The 21,430-nt window shown below is 64.5% G+C and carries 17 protein-coding genes; 9 read left to right on the top strand and 8 right to left on the bottom strand.

Annotated features, from left to right (window positions below; all coding sequences use genetic code 11):
• Positions 1–40 precede the first annotated feature (40 nt).
• On the top strand, positions 41–970 hold the full coding sequence (locus Q0602_RS16445; RefSeq protein ID WP_298845592.1) for an alpha/beta hydrolase: 930 nt from the start codon (positions 41–43) through the stop codon (positions 968–970).
• Between the two features lie 159 nt (positions 971–1,129).
• The gene (locus Q0602_RS16440; RefSeq protein WP_298845590.1) at positions 1,130–3,004 is read left to right on the top strand and encodes a SulP family inorganic anion transporter; all 1,875 of its coding nucleotides are present in this window, start codon (positions 1,130–1,132) and stop codon (positions 3,002–3,004) included.
• Here Q0602_RS16440 and Q0602_RS16435 read toward each other — a convergent pair.
• On the bottom strand, positions 2,999–4,207 hold the full coding sequence (locus Q0602_RS16435) for an AGE family epimerase/isomerase (protein WP_298845588.1): 1,209 nt from the start codon (positions 4,205–4,207) through the stop codon (positions 2,999–3,001). The two genes, Q0602_RS16440 and Q0602_RS16435, sit on opposite strands and share 6 nt — an antisense overlap.
• Before the next feature lie 231 nt (positions 4,208–4,438).
• Here Q0602_RS16435 and csiR point away from each other — a divergent pair, with 231 nt between their 5' ends.
• Positions 4,439–5,134: a DNA-binding transcriptional regulator CsiR gene (gene csiR, locus Q0602_RS16430; protein ID WP_298845641.1), complete on the top strand. Its 696-nt coding sequence runs from the start codon at positions 4,439–4,441 to the stop codon at positions 5,132–5,134.
• Positions 5,135–5,158: 24 nt separating this feature from the next.
• Here the strand turns inward: csiR and Q0602_RS16425 are convergent, their stop codons facing one another.
• Complete coding sequence (locus tag Q0602_RS16425; protein WP_298845586.1) at positions 5,159–6,490, bottom strand: CaiB/BaiF CoA-transferase family protein; 1,332 nt, start codon at positions 6,488–6,490, stop codon at positions 5,159–5,161.
• A 5-nt stretch (positions 6,491–6,495) separates the two neighbouring features.
• Positions 6,496–7,674, bottom strand: coding sequence for an acyl-CoA dehydrogenase (locus tag Q0602_RS16420; protein ID WP_298845583.1), 1,179 nt, complete (start codon positions 7,672–7,674; stop codon positions 6,496–6,498).
• Positions 7,675–7,859: 185 nt separating this feature from the next.
• Here Q0602_RS16420 and Q0602_RS16415 point away from each other — a divergent pair, with 185 nt between their 5' ends.
• Both Q0602_RS16415 and Q0602_RS16410 read left to right on the top strand, forming a co-directional pair.
• Positions 7,860–8,399 carry a hypothetical protein gene (locus tag Q0602_RS16415; RefSeq protein WP_298845581.1) on the top strand — a complete coding sequence of 180 codons (540 nt, stop codon included), beginning with the start codon at positions 7,860–7,862 and terminating at the stop codon, positions 8,397–8,399.
• Positions 8,386–9,312: a nucleotidyl transferase AbiEii/AbiGii toxin family protein gene (locus tag Q0602_RS16410; protein ID WP_298845579.1), complete on the top strand. Its 927-nt coding sequence runs from the start codon at positions 8,386–8,388 to the stop codon at positions 9,310–9,312. Before Q0602_RS16415 ends, Q0602_RS16410 begins: the two co-directional genes overlap by 14 nt.
• 18 nt (positions 9,313–9,330) lie before the next feature.
• On the opposite strand, the gene cydC is transcribed toward Q0602_RS16410, so the two are convergent.
• The 4 genes from cydC to Q0602_RS16390 form a co-directional block, all read right to left on the bottom strand.
• Positions 9,331–11,010 carry a thiol reductant ABC exporter subunit CydC gene (cydC, locus tag Q0602_RS16405; protein WP_298845577.1) on the bottom strand — a complete coding sequence of 560 codons (1,680 nt, stop codon included), beginning with the start codon at positions 11,008–11,010 and terminating at the stop codon, positions 9,331–9,333.
• The gene (cydD, locus tag Q0602_RS16400; protein WP_298845575.1) at positions 11,007–12,689 is read right to left on the bottom strand and encodes a thiol reductant ABC exporter subunit CydD; all 1,683 of its coding nucleotides are present in this window, start codon (positions 12,687–12,689) and stop codon (positions 11,007–11,009) included. Before cydD ends, cydC begins: the two co-directional genes overlap by 4 nt.
• Positions 12,690–12,787: 98 nt before the next feature.
• Positions 12,788–13,789, bottom strand: coding sequence for a cytochrome d ubiquinol oxidase subunit II (cydB, locus tag Q0602_RS16395; RefSeq protein WP_298845573.1), 1,002 nt, complete (start codon positions 13,787–13,789; stop codon positions 12,788–12,790).
• Between the two features lie 3 nt (positions 13,790–13,792).
• Positions 13,793–15,214 carry a cytochrome ubiquinol oxidase subunit I gene (locus Q0602_RS16390; RefSeq protein WP_298845639.1) on the bottom strand — a complete coding sequence of 474 codons (1,422 nt, stop codon included), beginning with the start codon at positions 15,212–15,214 and terminating at the stop codon, positions 13,793–13,795.
• 573 nt (positions 15,215–15,787) lie between these two features.
• On the opposite strand from Q0602_RS16390, the gene Q0602_RS16385 reads away from it, so the two are divergent.
• The 4 genes from Q0602_RS16385 to Q0602_RS16370 all read left to right on the top strand — a co-directional run bounded on the left by Q0602_RS16385 (position 15,788) and on the right by Q0602_RS16370 (position 20,195).
• Entirely contained in the window at positions 15,788–17,017 is a 1,230-nt protein-coding gene (locus tag Q0602_RS16385; RefSeq protein ID WP_298845570.1) for a multidrug effflux MFS transporter, read from the top strand.
• A 168-nt stretch (positions 17,018–17,185) separates the two neighbouring features.
• Positions 17,186–18,943 carry a carbon starvation protein A gene (locus Q0602_RS16380; protein WP_298845568.1) on the top strand — a complete coding sequence of 586 codons (1,758 nt, stop codon included), beginning with the start codon at positions 17,186–17,188 and terminating at the stop codon, positions 18,941–18,943.
• Positions 18,930–19,226: a cory-CC-star protein gene (locus Q0602_RS16375; RefSeq protein WP_298845566.1), complete on the top strand. Its 297-nt coding sequence runs from the start codon at positions 18,930–18,932 to the stop codon at positions 19,224–19,226. The genes Q0602_RS16380 and Q0602_RS16375 overlap by 14 nt, the downstream gene beginning before the upstream one ends.
• A gap of 27 nt (positions 19,227–19,253) precedes the next feature.
• Positions 19,254–20,195: an ArsA family ATPase gene (locus tag Q0602_RS16370; protein WP_298845564.1), complete on the top strand. Its 942-nt coding sequence runs from the start codon at positions 19,254–19,256 to the stop codon at positions 20,193–20,195.
• Here the strand turns inward: Q0602_RS16370 and Q0602_RS16365 are convergent.
• Positions 20,192–21,184, bottom strand: coding sequence for a calcium/sodium antiporter (locus Q0602_RS16365; protein WP_298845562.1), 993 nt, complete (start codon positions 21,182–21,184; stop codon positions 20,192–20,194). The genes Q0602_RS16370 and Q0602_RS16365 overlap by 4 nt on opposite strands.
• Between the last annotated feature and the right edge of the window lie 246 nt (positions 21,185–21,430).

Here is a 21,430-nt window from a genome sequence, read left to right as displayed (position 1 = left end):
GTACGCTGAAGTCACCAGACACGATCAGGGATGTGCGTGAATGCCAATCCGCGTCATGAAACCGCTGGGGCGCCTACTGCCAGCGCTGCTTGCCTGCGTTCTCCTCTCCGGCTGCACCACTTACGTCAACGCTCCCGATGGAGATCTCCCCTCCACATTGCAGCAGCCCCGCGATCTCGACTACCGCGTGGTGGAGAACCGGACCTACACGCCACCGGACTGGCCACAACCGCTGCAGGCGGATATCTACCTGCCGCAAACCAGCGGCGAAGCGCGACGCCCCGCCGTGATGATGGTCCACGGCGGCGGCTGGGAGGGTCGTTCTCGGGACGACATGACACCGATCGCCAAGCGGTTCGTGCGCCGGGGTTATGTGGTGGTCAACGTGAGCTATCGGTTCGCGCCGGCGTATCGTTTCCCGGCCCAGTTGCACGATCTGCAGGTCGCCCGACACTGGATCGACAACCATGCCGATGAATGGCGTATCGATCCGCAGCGCATCGCCGGCTTCGGTTATTCCTCCGGCGCGCATCTGGTCAGCCTGCTGGCGCTGGTGGCAGGCACGGATAGCGAGCTGGACGCCCCCTATGGCGAAAGCGATACCGGCTTCGCGGCGGTGGTTTCCGGCGGCACGCCGGCGGACCTGCGGCTGTGGGACAGCGGTCGCCTGCTGATCCAGTTGATGGATGGGACCGAGGCGGAGCTTCCGACAGCCTACGCCGAGGCCTCGCCGGTCTTCCACGCCCACCGCGACGCACCGCCCTTCTTTCTGTTTCACGGCAGTTGGGACGATCTCGTGCCCCCCGAGCAGGCCGAAACCTTCATGCAGGCGCTGGAGGCGAAAGGCAACCACGTGGAACTGCTCTGGATGAATGGCCGCGGCCACATCACGACCTTCCTGTTTCGCGGCAGTGCCGAGTCCGCAGCGCTGGATTTCCTGGCGCGGGAGATGCCGGCGCCGAACGCCTGACGACGAGCCGCCAACCTGGTCATCACGAGCGCCAAGTCATCGCGCACGGCGCGCGGAGGGTCGCTCGTCGACTTGCACACGACCCGGAGTACGCGCACCATTTACCGCCCTGATTATCCTTTTTGACGATAAGCTTATTACCGGGAGCCTGACGAGACGATGAGCCTTTGGCGCCGATTGACGGGAACCGACACGCGAGAACAGATCCACTTCCGTGCCCGTCTGGCACGCTATTTCCCGATCATCAGTTGGGCGCCCTACTACAACCGCCACCTGCTCAACGAGGATCTGGTGGCCTCCATCATCGTCACCCTGATGGTGATCCCCCAGGCCCTGGCCTACGCCATCCTCGCCGGGCTGCCGGCGATCACCGGCCTCTACGCCAGCATGCTGCCGCTGATTCTCTATTCGATCTTCGGCACCAGCCGCACGCTGGCGGTGGGCCCGATGGCGATCGTCTCGCTGATGACTGCCGCCGCCCTCTCGCCCCTGTTCGTCAGCGGCACCCCAGCCTACAGCCAGGCCGCGACGACGCTCGCCATGCTCTCGGGCCTGATTCTGGCCGTCATGGGCCTGCTGCGGCTGGGATTCTTCGCCAATTTCCTCAGCCATCCGGTGGTTTCCGGTCTGCTCACCGCCTCCGGCGTGCTGATCGCCGCCAGCCAGTTCGCCAGCCTGATCGGTATCGGCGGCTCGGGATTCACGCTGATCGACCAACTGGCGCATTTGCTGACCCATCTCGACGGCGTTCACTGGCCGACACTGATACTGGGCGCCGCCGCGCTGGTCTTTCTGCTGGTAATGCGGCGGGCAGGGCCGGTGCTGCAGAAGATGGGGCTGAGCGCCGGAAAGGCGACCTTCATCGTGCGGCTGGGCCCGGTCATGGCCGTCGCCTTCACCACGCTGGTCTCCTGGGCGTTGCAGCTCCCCGCTCATGGCGTGAACGTGGTCGGCGACATTCCCGCACATCTGCCGCCATTGAGCCTGCCGTCGTTCGAGCCGGGCCTGCTGCGCGATTTGCTGCTGCCGGCGTTCCTGATCAGTGTGGTCGGATTCATCGAGTCGGTGTCGCTGGCGCAGATGCTGGCCGCGCGGCGACGCGAGCGTATCTCCCCCGACCAGGAGCTGGTCGGCCTCGGCACCGCCAACCTGGCGGCGGCCTTCACGTCCGGCATGCCGGTGACCGGCAGCCTGTCGCGCACGGTGATCAATTTCGACGCCGGCGCCCGCACGCCGGCCGCCGGGGCATTCGCCGCTTTCGGCGTCGGGCTGGTGATCCTGTTCTTGACCTCGCTGATCGCCTATCTGCCGATCGCCACACTGGCCGCCAGCATCATCGTCTCGGCGATGACGCTGGTCGACCTCCCCGGCCTCAAGCGGACCTGGCACTACTCCCGAAGCGACTTCTCCGCGATGCTGATCACCATCCTGCTGACGTTCGTCGAGGGGGTGGAAGCCGGCGTCATGGCCGGCGTCGGCGTCTCGCTGGCGCTCTATCTCTACCGCACCAGCCGGCCCCACACCGCGGAAGTCGGGCGCCTTCCGGGCACCGAGCACTTTCGCAACATCCAGCGTTACGAAGCGGAAGTCGATGACGAGATCGCCCTGCTGCGCGTGGACGAGAGCCTCTACTTCGCCAACGCGCGCTATCTGGAGGACACCGTCTACGGGCTGCTCGCCGACCGCGAGAACATGAGGCATCTGGTGCTGATCTGTTCGGCGGTCAACCTGATCGACGCCTCGGCCCTGGAGAGCCTGGAGGCGATCAACGCCCGCCTGAAGGATTCGAAGGTCACCCTGCACGTGGCCGAGGTGAAAGGGCCGGTGATGGACATGCTCGGCAAGAGCGACTTCCTCGACCACCTGACCGGCGAGGCCTATCTCAGCACCTTCGCGGCCTGGACCGATATTCGCCATCGCCTCGACGACGAGCGTGCGGCACTGCTGGCGGCGAAGGAGACATCGACCGAAAGCCCGGCCGAGGGGCCCGAGCCGACGCCGGCCGAGACGCCGTCGTCGGGCAGGAAGTCATAGCGATGACACCGCTCCGCGCTCGCCGTGCTGTCGCTGCATGATCGGCAGGATGTCGTAGCAGGCGGAAAGATTGTGGCAGTCGGTCTTGGGCGCCGGGCTCTTCTCCCGCGAGTAGCGTCGGTTGTCCGGGGTCAGGATGCGATACCAGCCACCGTGCTCGTGATCGATCATGTGCTGCCAGCAGTAGTTGGCGATCTTGTCGTACCAGCGCCAGTAGCGCGCCTCCCCGGTCAGGTCACCGAGCATCGCGGCGGCGGCCAGGCTCTCGGCCTGAACCCAGTAGACCTTGTCCCGATTGAGGGGCAGGCGGTTGAAATCCACCCCGCAGATCAAGCCGCCATACTTGTCGTCCCATCCCTTCTCCACTGCCTCGGTGAACAGCCGGCGCGCCGTCGGGAGCAGCCAGGCCTCGGCCGGACGATGGTGATGGAGTCGCAGCAGCAGCCTGACCCACCCGGTCTGATGACCGATCTGGAAACCCCAGGGCCGGAAGAGATCGTCGGGGCGGTCGCGGCGATAGTCGAAATCGACATGCCAGTCGCGATCGTAGTTCTCCCATAGCCAGCCATCGCCCATGGGGGCGAGCCGGTGCCATAGCGTCCGGGCGATACCCAGCGCACGGTCGAGAAAGGCGACCTCGCCGGTGGCGTCGAACGCCGCGATCAGCGCTTCGCAGCTCCGCTGATTGACGCTCTGGCCACGATAGCCGGTCAGGTGCCAGTTCGCGTCCGCTTCGGCGGCGTAGAGCTGCGAATGGGATTCGAGGAACCGTCGGTCCATCAAGGCACGCACCCGGTCGAGTCCGGCTCGCGCCTCGGCAGCCCCGGCCCTCAGCGCCGTCGCGTAGGCCTGCATGACCCAGGCCAGCCCGTAGCAGTGATGGTTGGTGTCTTCCGCCTTACCGTGGTCCAGCGTCCAGGCGAACCCCTGGGTACGGGTCTGGTAGTGCCTCTCCTCGATGAACTTCAGCCCGTGGCGCGCCCACTTGAGGGCCTCGGGCGCGCCGGTGTGCATCGCGGAGCGGGCATAGATGATCACGTAGCCGGCGCTGGAGACGAGATGTCGGTGGTGGCGGTTGTAGAGATGTCCGTCGTCGGTGAGATAGTGGTAGAAACCCGCCTGGGAATCGATGCAGCGCGGGTGGTAGAACGCCATGGTCCTGGCGATGTGCTGCTCGATCTGGTGCGGCGTGGTGAACGGCATGGCGAACCTCGCTTCATGACGGATGCCGATGCACGAAGGACCCGGTGCATGACGACACCGGAAGAACGCACGGCAGCGTCGAAGGTTACACGCTCATTCTGGTCGGCATGGCCAACAGTCACAATGCGCCTCTCGTCGGATGTCGATCGGCTCGGGATAGGTGTCGATATTTTCCTTCGACATCGACAGAATTGGGAAACCGACATGTATCGACGCCGACAGGGCCTAGCGATGACCGCAACTTCCGAACGATCCCCCACCGCGCTCGACGTCTACCGACGCCTGAAGGCGGATATCATCCGCGGCGTCTATGCACCGCAGGAAAAGCTGCTGATGAGCCGGCTGAAGGCGAGCTACGCCACCGGCGTCGGCCCCTTGCGGGAGGCCTTGACCCGGCTGATCGGCGAACGCCTGGTCACCGGGATCAGCCAGCGTGGCTATCGCGTGGCGCCGATGTCGATGGCCGAACTGGCCGCGATCTACGACGCTCGCGCCGAGCTCGAGGGCCTGCTGATACGCTTGGCCATCGAGCGCGGCGACGATGACTGGGAGGCCTCGATCCTGGCCCGGGCGCATACCCTGGCCAAGGTCGACCGGGTCAACGACGGCGAGGAGATGCTCGAACGCTGGGACAAGCGACACCAGGCGCTTCACAACGCCATGGTCGCCGGCTGCGACTGCCTGCCGCTGCTGCAGTCGCGGGCGGCCCTGTTCGATCAGGCGCAGCGCTACCGCCATCTCTGGCTGCGTCGGACCGTCTTCTCGGCGCAGGCTCTGGCCGACAAGCATTGCGAGCATCAGGCCCTGGTGGACACGATCCTGTCACGCGATGCCACCGCCGCCAGCCGCATGATGCGTGAACACCTGATGACGCCGGTGCCGATCATCCGCGAGCGGCTCGAGGCGTGTGGTGTGAACAAGCCTTAGAGGGAACGACAACCGGGGCATCGATCAGACAATCGCCCCAGCGCGACGCAGATCCGCCAGCGCCTCGGCATCCAGCGCCAACCACTCGCTCAGGACGCATGCCGTATGCTCGCCCAGCCGCGGCGGCGACTGCGACGATGTCATCCGACAGCCATCCAGCGTGATCGGGTTACCCACCAGCCTGGCACGGCGCCCATCCTCCATGACGCTCTCCTGGCACATGCCGCGATGCCGCACCTGGGGGTCGCCGAAGACCTGATCGAGCGTATTGATGGGCCCGCAGGGCACGCCGTGGGCCTCCAGCAGCGCCAGCCACTGGTCGCGGGGCCGGGCGATCAACCGCTTCTCCAACAGCGCGACCAACGCCTCGCGATGGGCGACCCGCTGGGCATTGGTGGCGAAACGCGGGTCCCACGCCCACGCCGGTTCGCCCAGCGCCTCGCACAGATGGCGAAACTGGCTGTCGTTGCCCACGGTCACGATGAGATGACCATCGGCGGCGGCGAACGCCTGATACGGCACGATGTTGGGATGCGCATTGCCCATGCGCTGCGGCGTCTGGCCGCTGGTAAGGTAGTTGAGTGCCTGATTGGCGAGTACGCCGACCTGGACATCCAGCAGCGCCATGTCGATGTAGCCGCCCTCGCCGGTCGCATCCCGGCGACGCAGCGCCGCCAGGATCGCGTTGGCGGCGTAGAGCCCGGTGAAGATATCGGTGATCGCGACGCCTACCTTCGTCGGCTCGCCGCCTTGCGCGTCGGGCGCTCCGGTCAGGCTCATCAGCCCGCCCACGCCCTGGATCAGGAAGTCGTAGCCGGCGCGGCCGGCATAGGGCCCGTCCTGGCCGAAGCCGGTGATCGAACAGTAGATCAGGTCCGGCTTGAGTGGCTGGAGGCTGGCGTAGTCGAGCCCGTAGGCAGCCAGCCCGCCGACCTTGAAGTTCTCGATCACGACATCGGCCTTCATTGCCAGGCGCCGAACCAGCTCCTGCCCCTTCGCGGTGGACAGGTCGATGGCGACCGAGCGCTTGCCGCGGTTGGCGCTCAGGAAGTAGGCGGACTGTTTCATCCCGGCACCCGAACCCGTGCCGGTACCCGACTCCGTCGAGTTTCCTGTCTCGGCACCCGGACCCGTGCCGGTACCCGACTCCGTCGAGTCTCGTGTTTCCAACCCCGTGCCGACGCCGTCGAGCCAAGGCGGGCCCCAGGCGCGGGTATCGTCGCCCCGCCCCGGCCTCTCGACCTTGATCACCTCGGCGCCGAGATCCGCCAGTTGCTGCGTACACCAGGGGCCGGCAAGCACCCTCGAGAGGTCCAGCACCTTGAGGCCGGCCAGCGGCCGGGAGATCTCACTCATCGCCGTCACCCGAACGCCTGGATACCGGTCTGGGCACGCCCCAGGATCAGGGCATGGACGTCGTGGGTCCCCTCGTAGGTGTTGACCGTCTCCAGATTGATCATGTGTCGGATCACGCCGAACTCCAATGAGATGCCGTTGCCGCCGTGCATGTCTCGCGACATCCGGGCAATGTCGAGCGCCTTGCCGCAATGATTGCGCTTGATCAGCGAGATCATTTCCGGGGTCGCCTGGCCCGCGTCCAGCAGGCGCCCGACGCGCAGACACGCCTGGAGGCCCAGCGCGATCTCCGTCTGCATGTCGGCCAGCTTGACCTGAACCAGTTGGGTGGCGGCGAGCGGCCGGCCGAACTGCTCCCGATCCAGGGTGTACTGGCGCGCGGCGTGCCAGCAGAACTCCGCTGCACCCATGGTGCCCCAGCCGATCCCGTAGCGGGCCTTGTTGAGACATCCGAACGGCCCGCCCAGGCCGGAGGCGCCGGGCAGCAGCGCCTCCTCCGACACGAACACGTCGTCCAGCACGACCTCGCCGGTGACCGAGGCGCGCAGCGAGGCCTTGGCCTGGATGGTGGGCGTGGAGAAGCCCTCGGCGCCGCGGTCGACCAGAAACCCCTTGATCTTGCCTTCATGGGCATCGGATTTCGCCCACACCACGGCGACATCGGCGATGGGGCTGTTGGTGATCCACATCTTCTGGCCGCTGAGACGATAACCGCCATCGACCTTCCTGGCCCGCGTCTGCATGCCGCCGGGGTCGGAACCCGCGTTGGGCTCGGTCAGCCCGAAACAGCCCACCATCTCGCCGCTCGCCAGTTCGGGCAGGTAGCGCTGCTTCTGCGCCTCGGTGCCATAGGCCTCGATCGGGTGCATCACCAGCGACGACTGCACGCTCATGGCGGAGCGGTAGCCGGAGTCGACCCGCTCGACCTCCCGCGCGACCAGACCGTAGGCCACGTGGTTGGCGCCCGCCCCGCCATAGGCTTCGGCCACCGTGGCTCCCAGCAGTCCGAGCCCGCCCATCTCGCGCAGGATCTCGCGGTCGAAATGGTCGCGTTCGAAGGCCTCCAGCACGCGCGGCTGCAGGCGCTCCTGGCAGTAGTCGCGTGCCAGTTGCTGAATCTGGCGCTCCTCGTCGCCGAGCTGCTGGTCGAACAGAAAAGGGTCGTCCCACTGGAAACCGGACATGGCTGGCGCTCCTGATATCGATGGAATCGCCCGGCTTCGACGGCGCGGACGATCAGATAGTGAGAGTAACGCCACCAACAATGTCGACACTATTGGCAAAATGTCTACATTTTATAAGATTCGGCAAGCTTGAAGCTCAGTAAGTAGACGCTTAGACTATATAAAACACACTTATGTGTACACTTATGAAATCAGGCACCGCACGCGATCGATTGGATCAGTGGGACAGGAAAGGCAGGAGCGTCTATACCCTGACCGATCTGGCAAAAATCTTTCCCGAAGACAGCCCCAAGACATTACAGGAAGGCATCCGGCGGCTGCGTCGACTCAACGTGCTCGAGGGCGTTCAAAAAGGGATCTACATTTACGCGTCTTCACGACGTACGAAAGCTGATCGGCTCGAAGAGATCGCCAAGGCGATGCGACGTGGCGAGTATAGCTATGTCAGCCTGGAGTCGGCGCTGTCCGCTTATGGGGTGATTTCCCAGATCCCGGTCGAGCGTCTCACGATCATGACGACGGGCCGTAAAGGCACCTACCGGACACCGTATGGGACGATCGAATTCACCCACACCAAACGCGCCGTGCACGAACTGCTACTCAGGATGCGCGATATCGGTCGCCCTTTGAAGATCGCCACCCCCGAAGCTGCCTGGGCCGATCTCAAGCGCGTGGGCCGCAATACTCATCTGGTAGATATCGAGGCCCTTCATGAAGCGAATTGAACCGGCGGACTTCGCCGCCCTCGTCGACCTCGCGATGGAGGACACCAACCGTCGAGCCATGAGGCCGGTGATCGAGAAAGAGTTACTGCACTTCGACATCCTCTTCGCGCTCGACCGGGAGCGACTCCTCGATGGGCTGACGTTCCAAGGCGGCACCTCGTTGCGACTCTGCTACGGGGCGCCACGGTTCAGCGAGGATCTCGATTTCGCTGGCGGTCCGGATTTCAGCGGCAAGGAGGCCAGCGAGATAAAAACCTGCTTGGAAGATTATATCGGCAGGCGTTACCAACTGGCGGTCTCGGTGAAACCACCCAAGGCGCTTCGCGACGATCCGAGATACGCGGAAGTGAGAGTCGACAAGTGGCAGGTGTCCGTTACCACCGCCCCTGCCCGCCCGGATATCGCCACCCAGAAGATCAAACTGGAGATTGCCAACGTTCCCGCTTACACGCGCCAGGCGCAAGGATTGCAGCTTCATTACCCGTTTTTGCCGGACGGTTACAACGACCTTCTGATTCTTGCCGAGAGCCTCGACGAAATCATGGCCGACAAGCTCATTTCTCTCGTCAATACACAACGCTACGTCCGCAATAGGGACATCTGGGATATCCAGTGGTTAAAACAGCAGGGCGCACGCCTGGACATCGGGCTGGTACAGCGAAAGCTGTCGGATTATCGAGTCGAAGCCTATATTGCCAGAGCCCGTACGCTGGTCGAAAGACTTCCCGGTCTCGTTCACGGCGCCGAATTCCAGCAGGAAATGGAGCGTTTCCTCCCCGCCGACACGCTCGAGAGGACGCTCCATGACTCTCGGTTCGCCGATTATCTCGCGCGAGAAATCGGTATCACCTTTACCGAGGTGATCAATGCCATGGGAGGCCAGAATGGCCCGGCCCCCGAGTTTCGGCTTTAGTCGCTTGCAGGCGAGGCGCTAGCGCTGAACCAGAGCGCTACCCGTGGTACCAACCATCAACCGCCAGCAGTCGTCGCAGGTTGGCAACGCCTGGGGATCGTGGCCCAGCAGCAGCGCAGAGCGTCCCGCCAGCCACGCATCCAGTGCCGACTTGATCGAGGCCGCCGTCTCGGCATCCAGTCCGCTCAGGGGTTCATCCAGGATCACCAGCGGCGAGTTGCGCAGCATCACCCGCGCCAATGCCACCCGGCGCGCCTGCCCGCCGGAGAGCTGCCGTCCCTGCTCGCCGACCCAGGTTTCCAGGCCGTCCGGCAGCGACCGCGCCCAGGGCTCGAGTTCGACGCTTTCCAGCACGGCCCACAGTTCGGCGTCGCTGGCGTCCGGGTCCCCCATGCGCAGGTTGGCGGCCAGGGTGTCGTGGAACAGCTCGCTGCGCTGGGTGAGGTAGCCGATTCTGGCTCTCAGCGAGTCGGGCGCGAGCCCGGCAATATCCCGGTGATCGAATTCGACATGCCCACCCTGCGGGTCGAAGGCGCGCACGGCCAGCTGCGCCAGCGTCGACTTGCCGATCCCCGAGGCGCCGATGATGCCGATACGCTGGCCGGGGGCGAGGGAAAGACTCAGGCCGCTGAACACGACTCGCGCCCCGTGAGCGACCTCGACGTTTCGATAGTCCAGCGACGGCGCCGCGCCGCCCGAGGTCAAGCGCTCGCCGGTCAATGGCGTCTTCAGTTCGGCCTGAGCGTTGAGGCGCTCCGCCGCTCTCACCGTCGCGCCCAGTTGCGTGAAGGCCATCGGCAGGTTGCCCAGGCCTTCGCTCACCGCCAATGTACCCAGCGCCAGCATCACCATGACCGGGCCGCTCACCTGGCCGCTACGAAAGGCCTCGAGCCCCAGCAGCAGCACGGCCAGCGTGGCCAGTTGGATTCCCACGGTGACGGCGAGATTGCCCGTGGCCGTGCGCTGGCCGAGTCGGCGCTGATCGTCGAGCAGCGCTCGCTCTTCGCGATGCCAGAGCTCACGGTGGGCATCCAGCGCCCGGTAGCTGGTCAGTTCCGCCAGACCTTCGACCTGCTCGATGGCGCGGACACGCAATTGTTCCTGACGATCGACCCGGCGATGACTGGCTCGCCAGCCCCACCAGGCGCAGCCGGCGGTGGCAACCAGCCCCAGCGGCAACAGAATGGCCAGCAGGACGATTCCCGCGATAGGCAGAAACGCCGCCGCGAAGGCCGCGAACGCCAAGATGCTGATTAGCGCGACCAGCGGCGGCGCCAGCAGGCGCAGGTAGAGGTTGTCGAGGGTATCGATGTCCGCCGTCAGCCGGTTGAGCCACTGGGAGGCGCGCGCCCGTGCCAGCGTGCGCGCATCCAGCGTGACCAGCCTCGCGAACACGCGTCCGCGAAGATCGGCCAGCAGCCGCAGTATGGTGTCGTGGTTATAGAGCCGTTCCAGGTAGCGGCTGACGGTACGCGAGACGGCGAAGAATCGGATCCCGCTTCCCGGCGTGAACACGTCCAGATAGCCCGAGGCGCTGACTGCAGCGATTGCCGTGGCGGTAATGAACCAGCCGGAGAGCGACAGCAGCCCCAATGCGCTGAGCAGCGTGGCCAGCATCAGCACCGCCCCCAGCAGCAGGCGCCCGCGAAGCTCGGCCAGGACGCCGAGCCAAGGCCGCAGAGATAGCAGTGCTTTCATGAGTTCGTCTCCCGCGCATCGGCCGAGCGCTCGATCCGTGACAACCGGCCCTGTTCGATCGCGAAGACCCGGCCGGCCATCGCCATGATCGCCGGATGGTGGGTAGCGACGATCAGGGTCCGCCCGCTCGCCGCCAGTTGCGTCAGCCCCGCGATCACGTGCTGTTCGGTCTCCGGGTCCAGCGCCGCCGTCGGCTCGTCCAGCAATACCAGCCTGGCCGGGGAGAGAAACACCCGGGCCAGCGCCAGCCGCTGCCCTTCGCCACCGGATAGCCCGACGCCGCGCTCGCCCAGCGGCGTCTCGAGCCCGCCCGGTGCCGATGCCAACCACTGGCCCAGCCCGGCCTGCGTCAATGCGCTGCGCAACGCCTCGTCACTGGCATCTGGCGCGACCAGCCGCAGGTTGTCGGCCAGCGTGCCCTGGATGATCAGCGGGCGCTGATCCAGCCAGGCGATGGCCGGATCGCGCCGCACCTCGACCCGACCCGCGCTGGGCGCGATGAAGCCGGCGATCAGTTGCAACAGACTGGATTTGCCGCTGCCGGATGGGCCGATCAGCGCCACCACTTCACCGGCATCGACACGTAGCGACAGCGGCCCGAGAATTCGCTCGCGTCCGGCATGGCGCAGTTCGACGTTCACGAGCTCGACGGCACCGGGGGTGAGCTCACGGCTGGCCGTCTCGTCGGGTCGGGTGCTTCCCGCAGGTGTGGCTTCTTCGTCGGCATCCGGTTCGAGCAGTGCCACCAGCCCTTCGGCGGCCCCCAGGGCGGAGGCCCGATCGTGATAGTGCTGGGAGAGCGTGCGCAGCGGCTGGAAGAACTCCGGCGCCAGCAGCAGGATGAACAGCCCGCTGAACAGATCGAGCTGCTCGGCCGGCCCGTACTGGATGTAGCCGAGCAGGCCGAGACCGATATAGATGGCCACGACGGCCACCGACACGGCAGCGAAGAATTCGAGTACCGCCGATGACAGAAACGCCACCCGCAGCGTCTTGAGGCTGCGCCGACGATAGTCGTGGGCAACCTCGCTGATCTCTTCGACGCTGCGCTCGGCGAGCCCGAAGAGCTGAAGGGTGGCGATCCCCCGCACCCGATCGAGGAAATGACCGGAAAGCCGGGTGACCGCCTGGAACTGCGCCTCGTTGAGACGCTGGGCGCCCATGCCGATCAGCGCCATGAACAGCGGAATCAAGGGGGCGGCGATCAACAGCCAGATCGCCGCCAGCCAGTTGAGCCAGAACACCACGACGAGATAGACCAGCGGAATCAGCGCCGCCAACACCATCTGGGGCAGGAAGCGGGAGTAGTAGCCTTCCAGCGACTCGACCTGATCCACCAGCTGACTGGCCAGCCCCGCGCTATGGCGGGAAGCCAGGCGCACCGGGCCCAGCTGCTGCAGGCGCACCAGCAGGCGCGCTCGCACCTGCTGCTTGACCCGCAGGCCGCAAGCCTGACCGCAGACCTCCTGCCCCCATTGCGCCAGGGCACGAGCGGCGATGGCGATCACGATCAGCGCGACGCCGAGGGTGACATCGCCCAGCGTGGCCTGGTTCGACACGACATCGTCGACGACCCAGGCCAGTGCGCCCATCTGGATCAAGGTGGCGAGGCCCGCCAGCAGGCCGCAGCCGACGGCGCCTCGATACCAGGGCCGGACACCGGCCGCTTGCTGCTTCAACCACTCTCTCGAAGCGCTCGTACGTGAAGCCCCCGTACGTGAAGCGCCCGTACGTGAAGCGTTAGTGCGTGACGGCCCCATGGTTCGCCTCGCGGCACTCAATGGTAGCCCTCACCCACACGCACCTTGCCGCGGAATACCCAGTACGACCAGGCGGTGTAAGTCAGAATGATGGGCACCACGAACAGCACGCCGATCAGCAAGAAGAACTGCGACTCAGGTGCCGAAGCGGCATCCCACAACGTGTAATCCGGTGGAATGACATACGGCCAGCGACTCACCAGCAGCCCCAGGTAGGTGAAGATGAACAGGCCCAGTGTCAGCAGGAAGGCCAATCCTTCACGCCGGCGGCGGGTCGCCACGTAGATGCCCACGGCACACAGTAGCGCCGCGAACGGCAGCAGCCAGATCACCTGCATGTGATCGAACCAGCGATCGAACACGCCGGGATCGATCCACGGGGTCCACAGGCTGACGATGACGAATACGGCCAGCACGCCGATCAGCAGTTTGGGAATCAGCCCACGCGCCCATTCGCGAACGTGTCCTTCCGACTTCAGCACCAGCCAGGTCGCGCCCAGCAGGGTATAGCCGACCACCAGCCCGAGACCGGTCAGAATGGAGAACGGTGTCAGCCAGTCGAACGCCCCGCCGGTGTAGACGCGATCGGCAGTTTCGAAACCTTGAATATAGGCACCTACCACGCAGCCCTGCGCGAACGCTGCAACGAAGGAGCCACCGGCGAAGGCGGCATTCCACCAGCCGCGCGTGCGCTTGGACTTGAAGCGGAATTCGAACGCCACCCCGCGGAAGATCAGGCCAGCCAGCATCAGGAAGACGCCCAGATAAAGCGCCGGCAACAAGATGGTGTAGACCAGCGGGAAGGCCGCGATGAGTCCGGTGCCCCCGAGTACCAGCCAGGTCTCGTTGCCGTCCCATACCGGCGCAACGGAATTCATCATCACGTCACGCGCATCTTCGTCCGGGGCGAAGGGAAACAAGATCCCCAGCCCCAGGTCGAAACCATCCATGAGCACGTACATGATCACACTGAAGGCGATGATGACGGCCCAGATCAACGAGAGATCGAACATTTCCATGGCTTAGCTCCTGTTCGGGGCGCGGTCGTCGCGCGCATCATCGAAGGGCACGTGGGCGGCGGACATGGGCCTCGCCGGACGGTCGTGGCTATCCAATTCCTCTGTGTCGTCGTGCTCATCAAGGCCCTGGTTGATTACCTTGCACAGGTAATAGACACCGGCGATGAAGATAACGGCGTAGACGGCGATATAGCCCAGCAGCGTGAACAGCACCATTCCGCCACTCAGCGAGGGCGTGATAGCGTCGGCGTAATCGAGTACGCCGTAGATCAGCCACGGCGAGCGCCCGGTTTCGGTCACGACCCAGCCCGCGACTACCGCTACGAACGGCGCCAGACTCATGCCCTGCAGTCCACGCAAGAACCAGCGACTGTGATACACGCGCCCGCCCTTGCGTAGCACCAACCCGGCAACGGCGAAGGCGATCATCAAGAGCCCTAATGCCACCATCACGCGGAAGCTATAGAAGGTGATCCACACCGGCGGCTGTTGTGCGCGGTCGATTTGATCGAGCCCGGGGACGACGCCGTCTGGGTCGTGGCGCAGGATAAGACTGGCGCCATTGGGAATGCCGATCTCGACGCGGTTGGCCTGCAGATCCCGATCCGGCAACGCAAACAGCAACAGCGGCACGTTCGACTCGGTTTCCCAGTTACCTTCCATGGCCGCGATCTTCATCGGCTGATGCTCGAGCGTGTTGAGCCCGTGCTCGTCACCAATCCAGGCCTGTAGCGGGGTCAGAATCAGCAGCAACCACATGGTCATGGAAAGCGCTCGCTTGTGCGCTTCCACATCACGCCGCCGCAGCAGGAACCAGGCACTGACGCCGCAAACCACGAAACCGCCGGTCAGAAACGCCGCCATCGCCATATGCGCGAAGCGATACGGGAAGGAAGGGTTGAAAATGGCCTCGATCCAGGAGGTGACATGCACCATGCCCTCGCGAATCTCGTAGCCTTGCGGGGTCTGCATCCAGCTGTTGGTCGCCAGAATCCAGAACGCCGAGATGAAGGTGCCCACGGCAACCATCAACGCGGCGAAGAAGTGTACCGCCGGCGAGACACGATGCCGCCCGAACAGCAACACCCCCAGGAAGCCAGCTTCGAGGAAGAACGCCGTGACCACCTCGTAACTCAGCATCGGACCAATGAAGTTCGCGGCCATCTGCGCGAAGTTGCTCCAGTTGGTCCCGAACTGGAACGCCATCACGATGCCGGACACCACGCCCATGCCAAAGACCACGGCAAAGATCTTGGTCCAGAAAAGGCCCAGACGATCCCAGACCGTGTTGCCCGTCGCGACGAAGAGACCTTGCAACACCGCCACATAGGAGGCGAGTCCGATCGTGAAGACCGGGAAGATCGCATGAAAAGAAACCACGAAAGCGAACTGCAATCGTGAAAGCAGGATAGGATCTAACGCCATGGCTGACTCCTCGCAAGCGTTCAGGGCAGCGGTTCCCTCATGCCCCGACGACAGATGTTTCTTCGTTCTGTTTGCCCGTCGAACGACCATTGCAGCCGTCGATGCTTAACATCGCTTTACATCATAAGGAAAGTGTTCCCGTCGGCCGCCGTGTCCTGATGTCGCATGCCAGCGCCGACCTTTCCCTTTTTCTCCCTAGACAACCTAGGCAATAGTGCCGGAAGTCGCCAGTGGCGAGGGCTTGCGACCAGCCTCGAGGCTTACCGAGTGCGACGTCATGGCCTCGGTGGAATTCATCTCTGCGACAATCTGTCAGCCTGACTGGATCGAATCGGCCTACCCGCCTCTCTCCTCGCCCGCCCTTGCTGCTCCGCGCGGAGTCCCTTCATGCGTCGGGTGCTGTTCGTGAACCAGGCTCTTCCGACGATAAGCAAAGCGCTTCGACGACGTGGGCGCTCCAGTCAGACGCAAGGCTTTGGTCAAATAGTCATACAAAGTCGAATCGAGTAAGGTCCTAATGGCTACTGCGCTATTCGATAGCTCGTCAACCACCGCCACTTCACGAGGCGCTTCGTGACCGACCCCGCCACATCGACGTCCTCCTCCACGACGCAAGCCACGCCCGCGCGCGCAGTGCCGGCGCTATGGATGCTGGTTCTCATCACGCTGGCCGGCACGTTGGCCATGCATATTTTCGTACCGGCACTGCCCATTGCCGGCCAGGCGCTGAGCGCCGACAACGCCCAGATGCAGTTGACCATCAGCCTCTACATTCTGGGACTGGCGATCGGTCAACTCTTCTACGGACCGCTATCCGACGCGGTGGGCCGGCGACCGGCATTGATGCTGGGCATGCTGATCTACAGCGTGGCGGGGATCGTTGCCTGGCAGGCGCAAAGCGTCGAAACGCTGATCACGGCGAGGTTCTTTCAGGCCTTCGGCGGCTGTGCCGGGCTGGCGCTGGGGCGCGCCATGATCCGCGACACCGCTGCGCCGGACCGCGCCGTGCAACGGCTGGCCGTGCTCAATCTGGTCGTGGCCATCGGGCCGGCCATGGCACCGCTCATCGGCAGCCTGCTGACCACCACGCTGGGTTGGCGTACCGTGCTGCTGGCACTGTGCCTGATGGGCGTGGGCAACCTGCTGTTCGTCTGGCGGCTGATGCCGGAGACCGCGAAGCCCAGCGGCCGGGTCGATCTGCCCAATCTGGCGCATGAATATCGAACGCTGATCCGCTCGCCGGCCTTCATAGGTTATGCCATCGGCGGCGGCTGCGTCACCACGGCCATGTTCGCCTTCGTCGCCTCGGCGCCGTTCATCTTCGTCGAACAACTGGGCAAGCCGGCAAGCCACGTGGCGTACTATCTTTCGTTGCTGATCCTGAGCATTTCGCTGGGCAATTTCATCACCAACCGCACGATCCAGCGTGTCGGGCTGGTTCGACTGATGCTGTCGGCCAGCTTTCTGAGCCTGGCCGGCGGACTATCGATGCTGACCATCGTGCTCGCCGGCTGGACTTCGGTCGTCACCCTCGAAGCCTCGATGCTGCTGTTCACCTTCGGCGTAGGCATGACCGGGCCGACGGCGTTGACGCTGGCCGTCGGCGTCAATCCTCGGGTCGTGGGCTCGGCGGCCGGTCTCTACGGATTCGCGCAGATGGGTATCGGCGCGCTCTGCACCGGGCTTGCCGGGCTGGGAGACAACCCGGCGCAGGCGGCAGCCGTGGTGCTCGCTACCGCTGCCATCATCGGCCAGATCGCGCTGAGGAGCGCCTTGCGGTTCGATCGCCAGCCGCATCATTGATCGCTTGCCTACCGCGCCGGCGGGACGCCTCGAATACCACCACACCCTTCGCGCCTGATGCGTTCGTCTAACGGAGCGCGCCACTCTTCTTCGGTAGGGTAGACGTACCACAACAACGCACGTGGGCGTGGTCCGTTCCACGCTCGCCATAACAATCAAGGAACGCGCATGAACGCTATCTGGATCGCCCTGTTTGGCGCCGTGTGTTTCGTGATGGGCTATCGCTTCTATTCGAAGTTCATCGCCGAACGCATCTACCGACTCGATGCCGATTTCCAAACCCCGGCGCACACCTATCGTGACGGCGTCGACTACGTCCCCACCAATAAGTGGATTCTCTGGGGCCACCATTTCACCTCGGTAGCAGGTGCAGCACCCATCGTGGGGCCGGCCATCGCGATCTATTGGGGCTGGTTGCCGGCCATCCTGTGGGTCGTGCTGGGCACCGTTTTCGCCGCCGGGGTGCATGATTTCGGGGCGTTGGTGCTTTCCAACCGCCACAAGGGCCACTCGATCGGCACACTGGCCAACCGGCTGATCGGGCAGCGTGCCAAGCTGTTGTTCTTGTTCATCATCTTGATCCTGGTGCTGATGGTCAACGCGGTGTTCGCCTGGGTCATCGCCAAGCTGTTCATCACCTTTCCTGCCAGTGTGCTGTCGGTCTTCATCCAGATTCCGCTCGCCGTGTGGATCGGCTATCGCGTCTATCGTCATTCGGGCTCGATGCTGCTGCCATCGGTGATCGCGCTGGCTGTGATGTACGGGGCAGTGCTGGTAGCCAGCGAAGTGCCCATGCTGCAGTTCGACCTCGTGAGCTGGTTCGGTGGTCCCGACGCGCCGGTCTTCGGCGGCTTCAACGGCACCTCGATGGCCTTTCTGGTCTGGATCGTGGTGTTGATGGTGTACGTCTACATCGCCTCGACGCTCCCCGTCTGGAAGCTGCTGCAACCGCGCGATTACATCAATTCGCATCAGCTGGTGGTCGGCCTGGCGCTGCTGTATCTGGGGCTGCTCTTCGGCGCGCCGGAAATGACCGCCCCCAGCGTCAACAGCGAAGCGGACATCAGTTGGTATCCGCTGCTGTTCATCACCATCGCCTGCGGGGCGATCTCCGGCTTCCATGGCCTGGTCGCCTCGGGCACCACCTCCAAGCAGCTCGACAAGGAAACCGATGCGCGCTTCATCGGCTATGGCGGCGCCTTGGGCGAAGGTATGCTGGCGATGATCGCGATCATTGCGGTGGGCACCCTGTTCACCTCCGGCGCCGATTTCACCGCGACCTACTCGAGCTTTTCCGCGGCCGGCTCCAACGGCCTGGGCTCGTTCGTGCGGGGCGCCGGGCAGCTCGCCGGCAATCTCGGTATCCCCGAGCACATGGGGTCGACCCTGATCGCGGTGATCGTGGTGAGCTTCGCCGCCACCACGCTGGATACCGCCGTGCGCCTGATGCGTTACATCATCGCCGAGCTGGGCAATGAGTACGGCATGCCGGTGATCGCTCGCAAGCACGTCGCGACCAGCATCGCCGTCATCACCAGCGCCGCGCTGGTCATCCTGCCGGAAGGCCCCAACGGCTTCGGCTCGGGCGGCTACCTGCTGTGGCCGTTGTTCGGCACCAGCAACCAGTTGCTGGCCGGCATTACGCTGATGCTGGTCTCGGTATGGCTCAAGCGCCAGGGCCGCCCGGTGATCTTCACCCTGGCACCCATGCTGTTCCTGCTGGTCATGACGCTGTGGGCCATGGGACAACAGGTCATTTTCACCTGGTCGGGTTTCGGCGATGCCGACCGCAACTGGCTGTTATTCACCTTCGGCAGCCTGATCATGGTATTCACGCTGTGGATTCTGCTCGAGGCGTCGCGCAGCTTCCGCCAGAGCGACACCGATGTACGACACCAATCGCTGAGCTCCGATGAGCCGCACTGACGCCGACGGTTCCGTGATCGCCTTGTGGCGGTCACGGTTACGCCGCGCGATCCAGGGTTACGACGCGGTTCTGAGCTTGCCGCACCGCCGCGAAATCGCCCGGGAGCTGCAGGATGAGGAGGACCTCTTCATGCTGCTGTGCTTCTGCGACATGATGGGGATTCCCAATCCCGCCAGCGACATGACCCTGGAGCTCTACCCGCACATGCTTGACCGCTTCCACGAGTGGCACAAACGCCAGGGCATGCCGCGTTCCCCCCTGGAGGGCTTTCGCTGCTGCTGAGCATGCATGTCCCACAAGGAATTCCCCATGGCCAAGAGCCTTTTCTTCGGCGGCAAGGGCGGTGTCGGCAAGACCAGCTGCGCCACCGCCTACGCCATGAGCTGCGCGGCGGCCGGCTGGCGTACCCTGCTGGTCTCCACCGACCCGGCGCACAACCTGGCCGATCTGTTCGGACGCGCACCGGGGCCGACGCCAACGCGAATGCAGGCCGGTCTCGACGTCGTCGAACTCGACCCCGACCATGAAACGCAACGCTACCTGGAACAGGTCAAGGCCACGCTGCGCCCTCTGGTCAGCGGCGAGCGTAGCGCGACGGTATTTCGCCAGCTCGACTTGGCGCGGCACGCCCCCGGTACCGAGGAAGCCGCCCTGTTCGATGCCTTGGTCGGCCTGTTGCTGGATACCGGCGAGAATTACGATCGACTGATCTTCGACACCGCGCCCGGCGGGCACACGGTGCGCTTGCTGGCGCTCCCCGAGATCATGGGCGCCTGGGTGGAGGGGTTGATGCAACGCCGGCGCAAGGTGCGCAGCGATTACAAGGCGTGGCTCGGCGACGGCGAGGTCGTCGACGACCCCATCCAGGAAACGCTGATGCGTCGCCGCGGGCGCCTCGCCGCTGCCCGCGAGCACTTGACCTGCCCCGCGCATTCGGCGGTGATCCTGGTCGCCAATCCGGAACGCTTGCCGGCGCTGGAAACCGCGCGCACCCGCGAGCTGCTCGAGAGCCATGGCCTGCACGTCGGCGCCGTGGTGATCAACAAGTGCCTGCCCGCCGAGGTCGACAGCCAGTGGCTCGCCAACTGGCGGGAGGAGCAACGCCCCTGGATCGAGCATCTCGAAGCCTCCTTCCCCGACCGCGAGCGCATACGCATCGACCACCAGTCCCACGCGCCGGCTTGCTGTGACGATCTGGCGCCTCTCCAGGCAGCACTGAGTGGGCTGGCCCCCTGGCACGCCCACGCCTAGCGCATGCCGATCACGCTGTAGACCAGCCACGCGGTGTAGGCCACGAAACTGGCCAGCAGCACGGCGCCCTCCAGGCGATTGATACGTCCCTGCCCCTTGATGCCGATGCCGAACACCAGCAGTACCAGCGTCAACGCCGCCATCACCGGCCAATCCCGGACCAGCACGTCGGGATCGACGTCGATGGGATGTATCATGCCGGCCAGGCCGACCACCGCCAGCGTGTTGAACAGGTTGGAGCCCACCACGTTGCCGATCACCAGGTCGTGCTCGTTCTTGCGCACCGCGCTGATGGAGGAAGCCAGCTCCGGCAGCGAAGTGCCGATGGCGACCACCGTCAGCCCGATGACCAGATCGCTCACCCCGAACGCTTCGGCGATCGTGACCGCGCCCCATACCAGAAAGCGCGAACTGACGATCAGCATCAACAGGCCGACCAGCGTCCAGACCACGCCGCTTTTCAGCGACATGGACTCGCCTGCCGCATCCGCCTCGACATCGGCCTGCAACGCGTCGCCCTCCGAGCGCCGTGAACGCCAGATGCTGTAGCCCAGGAAGCCGAAGAGCAGCGCCAGCAGGAGCACCGCATCGAAGCGCGAGATCACGCCATCATGCAGGCACCACAGCGATATCAGCGTCACGCCGCCGAGAACCGGCAACTCCTGTCGAACCACCTGGGAGTGCACCGTCAACGGGCTGATCAGCGCCACCAGTCCCACGATCAAGGCGATATTGGTGATGTTCGAGCCGTAGGCGTTGCCCAATGCCAGGCCAGGATTACCCTGAACGGCCGCCAGCGCCGAGACCATCAGCTCGGGCGCGGAAGTGCCGAAACCGATCACCACCATGCCGATCAGTAGCGGCGGAAGCCCCAGGTGACGGGCCGTCGCCGCCGCGCCATCCACGAACCGATCGGCACTCCAGACCAGTACCACGAGTCCGGCCACAATGGCCGCCAGCGCCATCCACACGTTAGGATCTCCTTTCATGGATTCATCGAGTACATCCTGCCGGACAGGTATCCGGGCAGCGACACGAGTGCGCTTGGTGCCCGAAAGGCCACGAAAGCCACGACAGGCTTCATTCGGTCATGTCGGCCACTGTCGTTCTTCGGCAAAGCGGCCTTAGCCTACTATAGTATCCAAGCGGCTGAACTATCGTGACTTTTCAGCAGCGACGCCGCCGTCTTCAATGGGCATCCTGCAAACATGCACCGACGTATGTATTCCAGTAAT

Origin of the sequence: uncultured Salinicola sp. (genome assembly GCF_937921195.1) — a bacterium.
Taxonomy (GTDB): Bacteria; Pseudomonadota; Gammaproteobacteria; order Pseudomonadales; family Halomonadaceae; genus Salinicola.
This window is presented reverse-complemented; position numbering and strand designations above follow the sequence as displayed.

Excerpts from the sequence above, each read along its gene's own strand:
- Q0602_RS16445 (WP_298845592.1), top strand. The coding sequence starts at position 41 with ATGCCAATCCGCGTCATGAAACCGCTGGGGCGCCTACTGCCAGCGCTG.
- Q0602_RS16440 (WP_298845590.1), top strand. The coding sequence starts at position 1,130 with ATGAGCCTTTGGCGCCGATTGACGGGAACCGACACGCGAGAACAGATC.
- Q0602_RS16435 (WP_298845588.1), bottom strand. The coding sequence starts at position 4,207 with ATGCCGTTCACCACGCCGCACCAGATCGAGCAGCACATCGCCAGGACC.
- csiR (WP_298845641.1), top strand. The coding sequence starts at position 4,439 with ATGACCGCAACTTCCGAACGATCCCCCACCGCGCTCGACGTCTACCGA.
- Q0602_RS16425 (WP_298845586.1), bottom strand. The coding sequence starts at position 6,490 with ATGAGTGAGATCTCCCGGCCGCTGGCCGGCCTCAAGGTGCTGGACCTC.
- Q0602_RS16420 (WP_298845583.1), bottom strand. The coding sequence starts at position 7,674 with ATGTCCGGTTTCCAGTGGGACGACCCTTTTCTGTTCGACCAGCAGCTC.
- Q0602_RS16415 (WP_298845581.1), top strand. The coding sequence starts at position 7,860 with ATGAAATCAGGCACCGCACGCGATCGATTGGATCAGTGGGACAGGAAA.
- Q0602_RS16410 (WP_298845579.1), top strand. The coding sequence starts at position 8,386 with ATGAAGCGAATTGAACCGGCGGACTTCGCCGCCCTCGTCGACCTCGCG.
- cydC (WP_298845577.1), bottom strand. The coding sequence starts at position 11,010 with ATGAAAGCACTGCTATCTCTGCGGCCTTGGCTCGGCGTCCTGGCCGAG.
- cydB (WP_298845573.1), bottom strand. The coding sequence starts at position 13,789 with ATGGAAATGTTCGATCTCTCGTTGATCTGGGCCGTCATCATCGCCTTC.
- Q0602_RS16390 (WP_298845639.1), bottom strand. The coding sequence starts at position 15,214 with ATGGCGTTAGATCCTATCCTGCTTTCACGATTGCAGTTCGCTTTCGTG.
- Q0602_RS16380 (WP_298845568.1), top strand. The coding sequence starts at position 17,186 with ATGAACGCTATCTGGATCGCCCTGTTTGGCGCCGTGTGTTTCGTGATG.
- Q0602_RS16375 (WP_298845566.1), top strand. The coding sequence starts at position 18,930 with ATGAGCCGCACTGACGCCGACGGTTCCGTGATCGCCTTGTGGCGGTCA.
- Q0602_RS16370 (WP_298845564.1), top strand. The coding sequence starts at position 19,254 with ATGGCCAAGAGCCTTTTCTTCGGCGGCAAGGGCGGTGTCGGCAAGACC.
- Q0602_RS16365 (WP_298845562.1), bottom strand. The coding sequence starts at position 21,184 with ATGAAAGGAGATCCTAACGTGTGGATGGCGCTGGCGGCCATTGTGGCC.